This window comes from Bacteroides thetaiotaomicron VPI-5482, assembly GCF_000011065.1.
GTDB lineage: Bacteria > Bacteroidota > Bacteroidia > Bacteroidales > Bacteroidaceae > Bacteroides > Bacteroides thetaiotaomicron.
This window is the reverse complement of sequence record NC_004663.1, coordinates 2,044,604-2,058,643: the sequence shown is the minus strand read 5'-3', so window position 1 is coordinate 2,058,643 and position 14,040 is coordinate 2,044,604. Positions and strand designations below refer to the sequence as shown.

12 protein-coding genes are annotated in these 14,040 nt (G+C 44.8%); 11 read left to right on the top strand and 1 reads right to left on the bottom strand.

The genetic code is table 11. The features are described 5' to 3' along the window. The first annotated feature begins 37 nt into the window (after positions 1 to 37). The 4 genes from BT_RS08440 to BT_RS08425 all read left to right on the top strand — a co-directional run bounded on the left by BT_RS08440 (position 38) and on the right by BT_RS08425 (position 4,486). A complete protein-coding gene (locus tag BT_RS08440; RefSeq protein ID WP_008767861.1) occupies positions 38 to 340 on the top strand; it encodes a DUF4286 family protein in 303 nt (100 codons plus the stop codon). Next, positions 337 to 903, top strand: a complete 567-nt coding sequence (gene ruvC / locus BT_RS08435) for a crossover junction endodeoxyribonuclease RuvC (protein ID WP_008763383.1) — start codon at positions 337 to 339, stop codon at positions 901 to 903. The genes BT_RS08440 and ruvC overlap by 4 nt, the downstream gene beginning before the upstream one ends. Before the next feature lie 85 nt (positions 904 to 988). Then, complete coding sequence (pulA, locus tag BT_RS08430) at positions 989 to 2,995, top strand: type I pullulanase (RefSeq protein WP_011107931.1); 2,007 nt, start codon at positions 989 to 991, stop codon at positions 2,993 to 2,995. Positions 2,996 to 3,031: 36 nt separating this feature from the next. Continuing rightward, positions 3,032 to 4,486: an ATP-binding cassette domain-containing protein gene (locus tag BT_RS08425; protein ID WP_011107930.1), complete on the top strand. Its 1,455-nt coding sequence runs from the start codon at positions 3,032 to 3,034 to the stop codon at positions 4,484 to 4,486. Between the two features lie 88 nt (positions 4,487 to 4,574). Here BT_RS08425 and BT_RS08420 read toward each other — a convergent pair whose 3' ends face one another. Beyond that, entirely contained in the window at positions 4,575 to 6,380 is a 1,806-nt protein-coding gene (locus BT_RS08420) for a PAS domain-containing sensor histidine kinase (protein ID WP_011107929.1), read from the bottom strand. A 240-nt stretch (positions 6,381 to 6,620) separates the two neighbouring features. Between BT_RS08420 and gpmA the strand changes: the two genes are divergently transcribed. The 7 genes from gpmA to BT_RS08385 all read left to right on the top strand — a co-directional run bounded on the left by gpmA (position 6,621) and on the right by BT_RS08385 (position 14,039). Beyond that, positions 6,621 to 7,367: a 2,3-diphosphoglycerate-dependent phosphoglycerate mutase gene (gene gpmA / locus BT_RS08415; RefSeq protein WP_011107928.1), complete on the top strand. Its 747-nt coding sequence runs from the start codon at positions 6,621 to 6,623 to the stop codon at positions 7,365 to 7,367. 50 nt (positions 7,368 to 7,417) lie between these two features. Then, positions 7,418 to 8,470 carry a class I fructose-bisphosphate aldolase gene (locus BT_RS08410; protein ID WP_008763387.1) on the top strand — a complete coding sequence of 351 codons (1,053 nt, stop codon included), beginning with the start codon at positions 7,418 to 7,420 and terminating at the stop codon, positions 8,468 to 8,470. A 67-nt stretch (positions 8,471 to 8,537) separates the two neighbouring features. Next, the gene (gene fsa, locus BT_RS08405; RefSeq protein ID WP_011107927.1) at positions 8,538 to 9,194 is read left to right on the top strand and encodes a fructose-6-phosphate aldolase; all 657 of its coding nucleotides are present in this window, start codon (positions 8,538 to 8,540) and stop codon (positions 9,192 to 9,194) included. 172 nt (positions 9,195 to 9,366) lie between these two features. After that, positions 9,367 to 10,317 carry a tyrosine-type DNA invertase cluster 3b gene (locus BT_RS08400; RefSeq protein ID WP_011107926.1) on the top strand — a complete coding sequence of 317 codons (951 nt, stop codon included), beginning with the start codon at positions 9,367 to 9,369 and terminating at the stop codon, positions 10,315 to 10,317. Between the two features lie 335 nt (positions 10,318 to 10,652). Then, the gene (locus tag BT_RS08395; RefSeq protein ID WP_011107925.1) at positions 10,653 to 11,231 is read left to right on the top strand and encodes a UpxY family transcription antiterminator; all 579 of its coding nucleotides are present in this window, start codon (positions 10,653 to 10,655) and stop codon (positions 11,229 to 11,231) included. 10 nt (positions 11,232 to 11,241) lie between these two features. Further along, positions 11,242 to 11,610 carry a UpxZ family transcription anti-terminator antagonist gene (locus BT_RS08390; RefSeq protein ID WP_011107924.1) on the top strand — a complete coding sequence of 123 codons (369 nt, stop codon included), beginning with the start codon at positions 11,242 to 11,244 and terminating at the stop codon, positions 11,608 to 11,610. A gap of 17 nt (positions 11,611 to 11,627) precedes the next feature. Then, positions 11,628 to 14,039: a polysaccharide biosynthesis/export family protein gene (locus tag BT_RS08385; RefSeq protein ID WP_062694753.1), complete on the top strand. Its 2,412-nt coding sequence runs from the start codon at positions 11,628 to 11,630 to the stop codon at positions 14,037 to 14,039. Position 14,040: the final 1 nt, after the last annotated feature.

The following is a 14,040-nucleotide window of genomic DNA, read 5'->3' as shown; positions in this document are numbered from 1 at the left end:
TGTTTGCGGAAAATAATTTATTGAAAGGACAGATGATATGCTGATTTATAATACAACTTTTCAGGTGGACGATGCTGTTCACGATAATTTTTTGATTTGGATAAAGGAAAGCTATATACCTGAAGTACAGAAACACGGGACGTTGAAAGCACCGCGTATCTGTCGGATACTGAGCCATCGGGACGACGGAAGTTCTTATTCTCTGCAATGGGAAGTAGAGAGTAGTGGATTGCTGCATCGCTGGCACATGGAACAGGGAGTGCGGCTGAATGACGAACTTACGAAAATATTCAAGGATAAAGTAGTCGGTTTTCCGACATTGATGGAGATAGTAGAGTGATTCAACCGGTAAAAGAAAAGATTATTTTGGGTATAGACCCCGGTACGACCATCATGGGATATGGAGTCTTGCGCGTGAAAGGGACTAAGCCTGAGATGATCGCGATGGGAATTATCGATTTACGTAAATTTGCCAATCATTATCTGAAGCTGCGGCATATTCACGAACGGGTATTAAGTATCATCGAAAGCTATCTGCCTGACGAACTGGCTATCGAAGCTCCTTTTTTCGGCAAGAACGTACAGTCCATGTTGAAGTTGGGACGTGCTCAGGGAGTGGCGATGGCAGTGGCATTGAGCCGTGATATTCCGATCACAGAATATGCTCCTTTGAAGATCAAGATGGCTATAACCGGAAACGGACAGGCATCAAAGGAACAAGTAGCGGATATGCTGCAGCGTATGCTGCATTTTCCCAAAGAAGAGATGCCTACCTTTATGGATGCGACGGACGGTTTGGCGGCAGCCTATTGTCATTTTCTGCAAATGGGACGTCCGGCAATGGAAAAAGGATATAGCAGTTGGAAAGATTTTATTGCGAAAAATCCCGATAAAGTAAAATAAACCCGCAATGAAAGAGGCTGGGAGTGAGAAAAGTAATAAACAAGTAAGTGCGAAGGTAGTGTGAGTACCGCAGGGGAGGTTTAGTATGAAAATGGGAACCAATTATTTAGCGATATTAGGGGTGACTACGGTGACGACAGTAATGAGTTGTACTACTGCGAAAAAGGAATATATGTCTTATGAATTATATCCGGTCCGTACAGGAAGTCTGATTGAAATGGAGTATACACCGGAGGCAACGAAGTTTACTCTTTGGTCGCCTACGGCAGATGAAGTACGTCTGATGCTTTATGAGGCAGGCGAGGGCGGACATGCCTATGAAACGGTAAAGATGCAGTCGGGGGAAGAAGGAACCTGGACAGCTGTGGTAAGTAAGGACCTTATTGGCAAGTTCTATACTTTCAATGTGAAGATCGATGACAAGTGGCAGGGAGATACTCCCGGAATAAACGCCCGTGCTGTCGGAGTAAACGGGAAGCGGGCCGCTATTATCGACTGGCAATCCACCAATCCGGACGGTTGGGAGAGTGACACCCGACCTCCTTTGAAGTCTCCCGCCGATATGATTATTTATGAGATGCACCACCGTGACTTTTCGGTCGATTCTACTTCAGGAGTGAAGAATAAAGGAAAATATCTGGCACTGACCGAACATGGAACGATGAACTCCGACAAGTTACTGACAGGTATCGACCATCTGATCGAACTGGGCGTGACACACGTGCATCTGCTTCCTTCTTTTGATTACGCTTCGGTAGATGAAACCAGACTGAATGAAAATTCGTACAACTGGGGATATGATCCGCAAAACTATAATGTACCCGATGGTTCCTATGCCACTGATCCCTATCAGCCCGCCACTCGTGTGAAAGAATTCAAGCAGATGGTACAGGCACTGCACAAAGCTGGTATCCGTGTGATAATGGATGTGGTGTACAATCATACATTCAATACCGATGAGAGTAACTTCGAGCGCACCGTTCCCGGTTATTTCTATCGCCAGAAAGAAGATAAAACCTTGGCAAATGGCTCAGGCTGTGGTAACGAGACTGCCAGCGAACGCCTTATGATGCGTAAGTTTATGGTAGAATCCGTCCTTTATTGGATAAAAGAATATCATGTTGACGGCTTCCGGTTCGACTTGATGGGAATTCATGACATAGAAACGATGAACGAGATACGGAAGGCTGTAAATGCGGTCGATCCTACCATTTGCATTTACGGAGAGGGGTGGGCTGCCGAGGCGCCTCAGTATCCGGCTGACTCCTTGGCAATGAAGGGAAATATAGCACAGATACCCGGAGTTGCTGTCTTTTCTGACGAGCTGCGTGACGGGCTTTGCGGACCTGTAGGCGATAAGCGCAAAGGAGCTTTTCTTGCCGGAATTCCGGGAGGGGAGATGAGCGTAAAGTTCGGCATAGCAGGCGCTATCGAGCATCCGCAAGTACAGTGCGATTCGGTTAATTATACTCAAAAGCCGTGGGCGAAACAGCCTGTGCAAATGATCAGTTATGTTTCCTGTCACGACGGGCTGTGTTTGGTAGACCGACTGAAGGCAAGCATGCCGGACATCACTCCCGAACAACTTATACGTCTCGATAAACTGGCACAGACTGTGGTCTTTACTTCACAAGGTATTCCGTTTATTTACGCCGGAGAAGAAATCATGCGTGATAAGCAAGGCGTGGACAATAGTTATAAGAGCCCGGATGCAGTGAATGCCATCGACTGGCGGCGCAAAACCACCAGCGCAGATGTTTTCATGTATTATAAACGATTGATCGATCTGCGTAAATCTCATCCGGCCTTCCGCATGGGAGATGCAGGACAGGTTCGAAAACATCTGGAATTTCTTCCTGTGGAAGGAAGCAACCTGATTGCTTTCCGTCTGAAAGACCATGCAAATGGAGATCATTGGGAAGATATCATCGTCGCATTTAATTCTCGTCCTACTCCTGCCAGGCTTACTATTCCGGTTGGTAAATATACAGTGGTATGTAAAGACGGAGTGATAGATGTACGTGGATTAGGCATACAAAACGGGCCGGAAGTTATTATTCCCAGTCAGTCGGCTTTGATTTTATATAAGTAAATTCAGTCTTTTGATAATCAAACAGAATAGAAGAATATGATTCAAAATACATTCAACATAGCGGGGGGCGTAGCACGCAACCCGCTTGTGCGTTTAGCTGCTCCCATCACGGCAACGATTTCAGCCGGAGAACACATTGCGATTGTAGGTCCCAACGGAGGAGGAAAAAGTCTTTTTGTCGATACGCTGATCGGTAAATACCCATTGCGTGAAGGGACGCTGCAATATGACTTTTCTCCTGCTGCCACCCAGACCGTCTATGATAATGTGAAGTACATCGCTTTCCGTGACACTTACGGGGCTGCCGATGCTAATTATTACTATCAGCAACGCTGGAACGCCCACGATCAGGACGAAGCACCCGATGTTCGTGAAATGCTGGGAGAAATTAAGGACGAACAACTGAAACAAGAACTGTTTGAGCTTTTTCGCATTGAGCCGATGCTCGATAAGAAAATAATTCTTCTCTCCAGTGGCGAACTGCGTAAATTCCAGCTGGTCAAAACTCTGCTGACAGCTCCCCGTGTATTGATTATGGACAATCCGTTTATTGGTCTGGATGCACCTACCCGCGAGTTGCTGTTTTCTTTACTCGATCGCTTGACAAAAATGTCGTCCGTACAGATTATTCTGGTATTGTCAATGCTGGATGATATTCCTTCATTTATTACCCATGTAATTCCTGTGGATAAAATGACGGTGTACCCCAAAATGGAACGTGAGGCCTATCTGGAAGCTTTTCGTTCCAGAGATGCAGCCGTTTCTTTTGATGAGTTACAGCAGCGTATCGTCAATTTGCCCTATGATGGCAATAATTACGATTCTGATGAAGTGGTCAAACTGAATAAAGTCAGCATTCGCTATGATGACCGCACTATTCTGAAAGATCTCGACTGGACGGTGCGGCGTGGTGAGAAATGGGCATTGAGCGGTGAAAACGGGGCCGGAAAATCTACTTTGTTAAGCCTTGTCTGTGCGGATAATCCGCAATCATATGCTTGTGACATCAGCCTTTTCGGGCGGAAGCGGGGTACAGGGGAGAGTATTTGGGAAATTAAAAAGCATATTGGCTATGTAAGTCCGGAGATGCATCGTGCTTATCTCAAAAATCTGCCGGCTATTGAAATCGTGGCCAGTGGGCTTCATGACAGCATCGGGCTTTACAAACGTCCCCAGCCGGAACAAATGGCCATCTGCGAATGGTGGATGGATATATTTGGTATTGCGGAATTGAAAGACAACCCTTTTTTGCAACTTTCCAGTGGAGAACAACGGCTGGCATTGCTGGCACGTGCTTTTGTGAAGGACCCGGAGCTGCTGATTCTGGATGAACCGCTTCACGGTCTGGATACTTACAACCGTCGTCGGGTAAAGAAGATTATTGAGGCTTTCTGCCATCGCAAAGACAAGACGATGATTATGGTGACTCACTACGAATCAGAGTTGCCGGGCACTATTACAGACCGTATTTTCCTGAAGAGAAACCGATGAAAATGGACTGTTGTCTGAAAAATAATGTTTAGCTCTGCCATTCCGAACTTAGTGAGGGATGACAGAGCAATTTAAAAGAGATTTTTCTTTAATTAATTGGATGGGTGAACCAAAAGCAAGCCCCTCTTCCCGGTTCCGATTCCACACCGATTTTCCCTCCCAGTTGCGTGACGATACTTTGGCAGATAGGCAGTCCGAGTCCCGTACCGGGAATAAAACTGTTGAGTTTTACAAATCGGGTGAAGATAGCTTCCTGTTTTTCCGGCTCTATCCCCATTCCCGTGTCCTGAACGGAGAATTTCACTTCGTTTCCGTCTATTTGGTAGTCGATGGTGATATTTCCTTCGGAAGTGAATTTTAGTGCGTTAGTCACAAAGTTCAGTAATACCTGATAAAGTCTGTTCTTGTCACTGGTGAACGTCAGTTCGGGTAAATTATCTTTCAGGCGGAGTTCTACTTGTGGACTAGTTTTCATTTGCATAGCCTGAAACAGATCGTTACAAAGCTGTTTCGCATTTACTCTTTCAGGAATAATGTCGAAAGTTCCCGCTTCGATTTTCGATAAGTCGAGGATATCGGAAATGAGCTGAAGCAACAACTTGTTATTATCTTCTATGATCGTGATATACTGATGCTTTTCTTCCTGATCCTCCGCCTCTTCCAGCATACTTGAGAAACCGACGATCGCATTGAGCGGAGTACGTATCTCGTGACTCATGTTGGCAAGGAAGGCCGATTTTAAACGATCCGCTTCTTCGGCTTTCTCTTTGGCTTTGATAAGCATTTGTTCGGTTTCTTTTAGTTGGGTAATATCAAAGTTGATACACAGCATTTCGATGACATTATCCTGCGGTCGGTAGTTGCGGACCAACACATTCACCCGTGTCCACGTATAACTTCCGTCGGCTCTGCGGATACGTACATCCCTGCATAATTTCGTACTTTCGCCTTTGACCACTTTCGCCAGAAAGTCGAGCATAACAGCCCGGTCCTCCGGATGAAAGTGAGAATGGATACCGATAATTTCCGGTAGGGGCGTGCCTTCCTCTTCTCCTACATTTTTATACCAGCTGCTTAAGGCATAACCATTGCGGCTTAACGCATCAAAATGAGCGTATCCAACCTTGGCATAATCTCCTACCAGTTCAAAGAAATTTTTAAATTCCTGAATTTTGTTGTAGGCGATGGTGTTTTCCGTCTTATCTACGTTTATCAACAGATAATTGATGGGCTGCCGGTCATGATCATAAAGTGTTGTTATTCTTGTTGTCAGATTAATGAAACCGGATGTTTTTTCCGATTCATAATATCCTTTGATTTTTGAAAAATCATATTGGAAGGTGAATTCAACCTCTTCATTATCTCTGATCTTTAGCTTTATTTCTTCGGGTAGTGCCGGATTCTCAAAGATATTGATACCAATAACTTTTTCTTTATGGGTGATATGGAACATTTCCAGTTCCTTTTTATTCAAGTCAAGCAGATAACCGTCTTTATTATACAGTTCAATGCCGACGGGAAGGTTTTTATAGATATTGTGCAGGATACGTTCACTGTTTTGCAGTGCCTGATAGGCGGAAGCCATGCGTGGACCATCTTGAGTTTCTGCTATTCCGTATATTTTGGTGTTTCCTTCCCCATCAGTTTCCTGAAAGCATATTTTACTGCGAATCCATACTTCCCCGTGGGGAGTATCGAGCAGGTACACCTCCTCAATGCTCTGTTGCAATTTATCGAAAGAGTAGCTGGTAGTATGGTGCTGATCCTCCCTTAGGATACGTTTATTGAAATCTTCAAAACTGATCACTCCGTCTTCGTCTATCCCGAGTAATCGGGAGATAAACTCGGAACATACATAACTTTCTGTTTTTAAGTCCGCTTCCCACCATCCCATATTCGCTTTATTCAGCAGTTTTTGCAGGAATGTGTATTCTTTCTGTTTGCTTGTTTCCAATGTCTGACTTGTTTTAAGTTGGCGGTTGAATATTCATTTAGTCCGTAAAAATAGTCATTTCTATTGAATTCTTTTCAATAAACCATCACTTTTAGGTATTGATACCTGCTGATTCTTTCGTGAACTTTGTAGAGAAACAAAATGTTGTATATATAAAAAGAAGAAAGGAGACCATTAAGAATGAAAAAGATAGTATTACTTCGTCATGGAGAGAGTGCTTGGAACAAAGAAAACCGTTTCACAGGTTGGACGGATGTAGACCTGACGGAAAAGGGAGTTGCCGAAGCGGAAAAGGCAGGCGTCACGTTGAGGGAATATGGCTTCAACTTTGATAAAGCCTATACTTCTTATCTGAAAAGGGCAGTCAAAACCTTGAACTGCGTGCTTGATAAAATGAATCTGGACTGGATTCCCGTCGAGAAGAGCTGGCGTCTGAATGAGAAGCATTACGGCGATTTGCAAGGACTCAATAAGGCGGAAACAGCCGAGAAATACGGAGAAGAACAAGTGCTGATCTGGCGTCGCAGTTATGATATAGCTCCCAATCCGCTTTCCGAAAGCGATTTGAGAAATCCGCGTTTCGATTATCGCTATCACGAAGTATCCGATGCGGAACTGCCGCGTACCGAATCATTAAAAGATACCATCGACCGTATTATGCCGTACTGGGAGTCGGATATATTCCCGGCTTTAAAAGATGCGCATACCTTGCTGGTTGTCGCGCATGGCAATAGTCTGCGAGGTATCATTAAGCATTTGAAACATATTTCTGATGAAGATATCATCAAACTGAATCTTCCTACTGCCGTTCCTTATGTATTCGAGTTCGACGAGAACCTGAATGTTGCCAATGATTACTTCCTGGGCAATCCGGAAGAAATTCGTAAGCTGATGGAAGCGGTAGCCAATCAGGGGAAGAAAAAATAGCAGGCTTCATCGCCTGTATATAAATTGTTATACATTAAAAAAATAAAGTTATGAGTAAAGTAGTTGATTTATTAGGAGATAAGACCAGTTATTATCTGGATCATACCTGTAAGACCATTGATAAGTCGTTGATTTATATACCCTCACCGGATACCATTGATAAAGTCTGGATTGATTCGGACCGAAACATTAAAGTATTGAACAGCCTGCAAACCCTTTTAGGGCATGGACGTCTGGCAAATACGGGTTATGTGTCCATTCTTCCTGTCGATCAGGATATCGAGCATACAGCCGGCGCATCCTTTGCACCGAATCCCATTTATTTCGATCCGGAGAATATTGTGAAGCTGGCTATCGAAGGAGGCTGTAATGCAGTAGCTTCTACATTTGGTATTTTGGGATCAGTCGCACGTAAATATGCGCACAAAATACCTTTCGTGGTAAAGTTGAATCACAATGAGCTGCTGACCTATCCGAATACATACGATCAGGTATTATTTGGTACGGTGAAAGAGGCTTGGAATATGGGAGCCGTAGCAGTAGGCGCAACCATTTATTTCGGTTCGGAACAGAGTCGCCGCCAATTGGTAGAGATTGCTGAGGCTTTCGAATATGCCCATGAACTCGGTATGGCTACCATTCTGTGGTGTTATTTGCGCAATAGCGATTTCAAGAAAGGAGCTATTGATTATCATGCTGCTGCCGACCTTACCGGACAGGCTGACCGTTTGGGAGTTACCATCAAAGCGGACATTGTGAAGCAGAAACTTCCTACCAATAATGGTGGTTTCAAAGCGATTGGTTTCGGAAAGACAGATGAACGCATGTACACGGAACTCACATCGGAACACCCGATTGATCTCTGTCGTTATCAGGTGGCAAATGGTTATATGGGACGTGTCGGATTGATCAATTCCGGTGGAGAATCTCATGGGGCTTCCGATTTGCGTGATGCGGTCATTACAGCAGTTGTCAATAAGCGTGCCGGTGGCATGGGATTGATCAGTGGACGTAAAGCCTTCCAGAAGCCGATGAATAAGGGTGTCGAATTATTAAACGCTATTCAGGATGTCTACCTCGATCCGGCAATAACCATTGCCTGATCTAGGAAAGATGAGAAATAATTCTTATCTTTGACTACCAGATAGTTAACCATTAAAAAATAGAATTATGAAGTTTTTTATTGACACAGCCAATTTGGAGCAGATTCAGGAGGCGTATGACCTCGGAGTACTTGACGGAGTGACTACCAATCCTTCGCTGATGGCGAAAGAAGGCATTAAAGGTACGGAGAATCAACGTGAACATTACATTAAAATATGTAAGATTGTCAATGCTGACGTAAGTGCGGAAGTAATAGCAACGGATTATGAAGGGATGATCCGCGAAGGGGAAGAGCTTGCCGCACTCAATCCGCATATCGTTGTCAAGGTGCCTTGCATTGCCGATGGTATCAAAGCTATCAAGTACTTTACAGAAAAAGGAATCCGGACCAATTGTACATTGGTATTTTCCGTCGGACAGGCATTGCTGGCTGCAAAAGCCGGAGCGACTTACGTTTCGCCTTTTGTCGGACGTCTGGATGATATTTGCGAAGACGGGGTAGGACTTGTTGGTGATATTGTACGTATGTATCGCACCTATGATTACAAGACTCAGGTATTGGCGGCTTCTATCCGCAATACGAAGCACATCATCGAGTGTGTGGAGGTGGGAGCAGATGTGGCTACCTGTCCGTTGAGTGCTATCAAAGGGTTGTTGAATCATCCGCTGACTGATTCGGGATTGAAGAAATTTTTGGAAGATTATAAAAAGGTAAATGGATAATCGGATTTGAGAAACTAAGTTTTCTTCAAAGTTATATTGATAGAGGCTTCTGACATAAATGTATGTTAGAAGCCTTTTTTAGTTATTTTAATAATGTCAAACAACATAAAACTAAGACTTCTCGTTTATTCATCTTAATTTGTATCGTGTAATCTAACTAGTGATGTAAATAATGAATAAAAATGGATTTAGTCGATGTGCCGATATCTATATCGGCCGTTTGCGAGAGGAGGGCCGCTATTCTACAGCGCACGTCTATCAGAACGCCCTTCTTTCTTTTAGCAAGTTTTGTGGTGTCCATAGTGTGTCTTTCCGTCAAGTCACCCGTGATCGTCTTCGCCGTTACGAACAGCACCTTTATGAATGTGGTCTGAAGCCCAATACGATTTCCACGTATATGCGTATGCTTCGGAGTATCTATAATCGGGGTGTGGAGGCGGGTAGTGCTCCTTATGTCCACCGCCTGTTCCATGAGGTCTATACGGGGGTGGACGTGCGTCAGAAAAGGGCGCTTCCTGTCGTCGCTCTTCGCAGGCTTCTTTATGAAGATCCCCAGTCTGATCGTCTCCGCCGTACCCAGGCTATTGCCGCTCTGATGTTCCAGTTCTGCGGGATGTCTTTCGCCGATCTGACGCATCTGGAGAAATCCGCTCTTGACAGCAATGTGCTGCGCTACAATCGTGTCAAGACGAAGACTCCCATGAGCGTTGAGGTTCTGGACAGCGCAAAGGAGATGCTCGACCAGCTCCGGAACCGACAGTCTCCCCGTCCCGGTTGTCCCGACTACCTTTTCAGCATTCTTCAAGGTGATAAGAAAAGGAAGGATGAGAGAGCCTACCGTGAATACCAGTCCGCTCTCCGAAGATTCAACTACTGCCTGAAGTCTCTGGCAAAGCGGCTGCGTCTCAACTTCCCCGTCACTTCCTACACGCTTCGTCATTCATGGGCTACTACTGCCAAGTACCGTGGTGTCCCTATTGAGATGATCAGCGAGTCGCTTGGTCATAAGTCCATCAAGACTACGCAGATTTATCTGAAAGGCTTTGAACTGAAAGAGCGTACGGAGGTAAACCGGATGAATTTGTCTTACGTAAAGCGGTGCGGAGTAGGTCAGTGCATCTGATTTAGAAGCTTGATATACAGTGTTTATCGGTGTGCGTTACTTCTTAGGTAACGGAATGATTCATGGCGCAAAGATGGACATATTTATGAAAATACGCAAACAAAAATGAAATTATTTTCGGAAAATGAATCAAATGCAGGCATAGCTGATGAATATTGCAATATTCGTGTTATGTCTTTTTTTTATTCTAATTTTTGAAAAACACCTTCACATCTGCTCTATTTCCAAGTTTATAGTCATCTTTTCATCGTTTCGTTGAAAAAAGTTCCCTGTTTAGCTTTCCCTATGTTTGTTCGTTACCTAAGAAGTAACGGATAAACATGGGGTAAAAAAATATGATTTTAAGAAAAAAGAAATCACTAAATGCTGGGCCTATTAATGGGACAGGGGAAGGCGTAGCACACTCAAAACGCTGGTATGTTGCTTTGGTTCGGATGCACCATGAAAAGAAGGTTTCCGAGCATTTGGACAAGATGGGAATCGAGAATTTCGTTCCCGTTCAACAGGAACTTCACCAATGGAGCGATCGTCGTAAGCTGGTCACCTCCGTCTTGCTTCCTATGATGGTGTTTGTACACGCCGATCCTAAGGAACGCATGGAAGTCCTGAGTTTTTCTACTGTCAGCCGTTACATGGTGATGCGCGGTGAGAGTAGTCCTGCTGTAATTCCTGACGAGCAGATGGCTCGTTTCCGTTTCATGCTTGATTATTCGGAAGAATCGATAAGCATGAACAGTTCTCCTTTGGCCCGTGGCGAAAAGGTTCGCGTGATTAAAGGTCCGTTGACGGGTCTTGTTGGCGAACTGGTTAATGTGGATGGCAGAAGTAAGATTGCTGTTCGCTTGAATATGCTGGGATGCGCCTGTGTTGATATGCCTGTCGGTTATGTAGAGCCGATTATGGCGGCTGTTTAGGCCAAGGGATATGGATGCTATTATTTTACAAGAAAACATAGAGGGTTTATTAAGTTTGGTACGTATGCTGCTTCCTGATGGGGGGAGTGCAGGCTGCGTGTATTTGGATGATCTTTCAGCATTACAACGATCCATCCACGAAAAGATAAACGATTTATATTCTCAACGGGGGGAGACACCGGAACAGGATGCTACCCTGTGTTTGGCCATCCTTCAGGGATATAATGTGTCGATGTACGCCAATCCGGAAGACGAAGAAAGAAAACAGGCTGTTTTGACCCGTTCTCTGTCTCTTCTCGATGTTCTTCCCCCTTCTCTTCTTAAGCAACAGTTATCTGCCGTCTGTTACGGGATGCAGGAACTGTGTGAAATCAACTGAAACTTTTTTATTTGTCAATGAAAATACAAAGACTTTTTAGCATTCTACTCTTCTGTTTGATGCTGGGAAGTGGCTCGCTTATGGCTCAGTCCATGAGTGATTCACAAGTACTGGAATATGTAAAGGACGGTATCCGCCAAGGCAAGGAACAGAAGCAGCTTGCTTCCGAACTAGCCCGTAAGGGGGTAACCAAAGAACAGGCAATGCGTGTGAAGCAGCTATACGAGCAGCAGAACAATGTAAACACCTCGAAATCAACGGGCACGGACATCAACGAATCCCGCCTTCGTGAAGAGACTAAGGAGAATACTTCTGATATGCTGGAGGATCATCCGACTACTCAGGACCTTGCCCGTGGCGATCAGGTCTTCGGGCGCAACATCTTCAATACCCGTAACCTGACATTTGAACCCAGTGTTAATCTGGCCACTCCTACCAATTACCGTCTTGGTCCCGGTGATGAAGTCATCATTGATATCTGGGGTGCGAGCCAGAACACGATCCGCCAGCAAATCTCTCCTGAAGGTACTATCAACATTCAGAAGATCGGCCCTGTCAACCTTAGCGGTATGACAGTCTCTGCCGCCAATGACTATCTGAAGAACGCCCTGAATAAAATATATAACGGTCTGAACAACACGACCGATCCAACTTCCGACATCCGTCTGACTTTAGGTAATATCCGTACTATCCAGATCAATGTGATGGGAGAAGTCGTGCAGCCGGGTACCTACGCCCTTTCTTCCTTCTCTACCGTCTTCCATGCGCTTTACCGTGCAGGCGGTGTGAGTGATATCGGCAGCCTCCGAAACGTTCAATTAGTACGCAACGGAAAGAATATCGCCACCATCGACGTCTACGAATTTATCATGAAAGGCAACACACAGGATGACATCCGCCTTCAGGAAGGTGACGTCGTGATTGTTCCCGCTTATGATGTATTGGTAAAGATCAGCGGCAAGGTAAAACGTCCTATGCGTTTTGAAATGAAGAAAGAAGAGAACCTTGCCACTTTAATCAAATATGCCGGCGGCTTTGAAGCCGATGCCTACACCCGTTCATTACGTGTCGTCCGTCAGAATGGTGAGGAATACGAAGTCAACACAGTCAAAGATATAGATTACAGCATTTATAAAATGCGTAACGGCGATGTTGTAACAGCCGAAGCCATCCTTAACCGCTTCACAAACAAACTGGAAATCCGTGGTGCAGTTTACCGCCCCGGCATCTACCAGCTCAGCGGTAAATTGAATACGATCCGCGAACTGGTCAATGAAGCTCAGGGGCTGACCGGTGACGCTTTTCTGAATCGTGCTGTCCTCTATCGCCAGCGTGAGGACCTGACCAGTGAAGTTGTTCAAATAGACATCAGGTCTATCATGGACGGCACTTCGCCGAACCTTGCCCTAATGAAGAATGACATCCTCTACATCCCAAGTATCCACGACCTGGAAGATCGTGGCAATGTCACAGTTCACGGTGAGGTTGCCCAACCGGATTCCTATCCTTATGCTGATAACATGACACTTGAGGATCTGATCATCCAGGCCGGTGGCTTGAAAGAAGCCGCCTCTACTGTTCGCATTGATGTATCAAGACGAATCAAGAATCCTCGTAGTACTGCGGATAATGATACGATCGGTCAGATGTATACCTTCTCTTTAAAGGATGGTTTTGTCATTGACGGTCAGCCCGGTTTTATCCTTCAGCCTTATGATGAAGTTTATGTCCGTCGTAGTCCTGGCTATCAGGCACAACAGAATGTAGCCATTGAAGGTGAAATCCTTTTCGGAGGAAATTACGCCATGACCAGCCGTGAGGAACGTCTTTCCGATTTGGTGAATAAAGCCGGTGGTCCGACCAATTATGCCTATCTGCGTGGTGCAAAACTGACCCGTGTGGCTAACGCTAGTGAGAAGAAACGTATGGGTGATGTAATTCGCCTTATGAGCAGGCAATTGGGCGAGGCCATGATTGACTCTTTGGGTATTCGTGTCGAAGATACCTTTACGGTTGGAATTGATTTGGAAAAAGCCTTGAGCAATCCTAAAAGTAATGCCGATCTTGTCTTACGTGAAGGAGATGTGATCTCCATACCTAATAATAATAATACCGTAACTATCAATGGTGCTGTCATGGTTCCGAATACGGTTTCTTATATGCAGGGCAAGGATGTAGACTACTATTTGAATCAAGCCGGTGGTTATTCTGATAATGCGAAGAAGAGTAAGAAGTTCATAGTATATATGAATGGTCAGGTAACGAAGGTTAAGGGTAGCGGCAAGAAACAGATTGAACCGGGCTGTGAGATTATTGTGCCTAGTAAAGCTAAGAAGAAGGCTAATATTGGTAATATTTTGGGTTATGCTACTACGTTTAGTACATTGGGAATGATGGTTGCTTCTATTGCCAATTTGATAAAAAAATAAG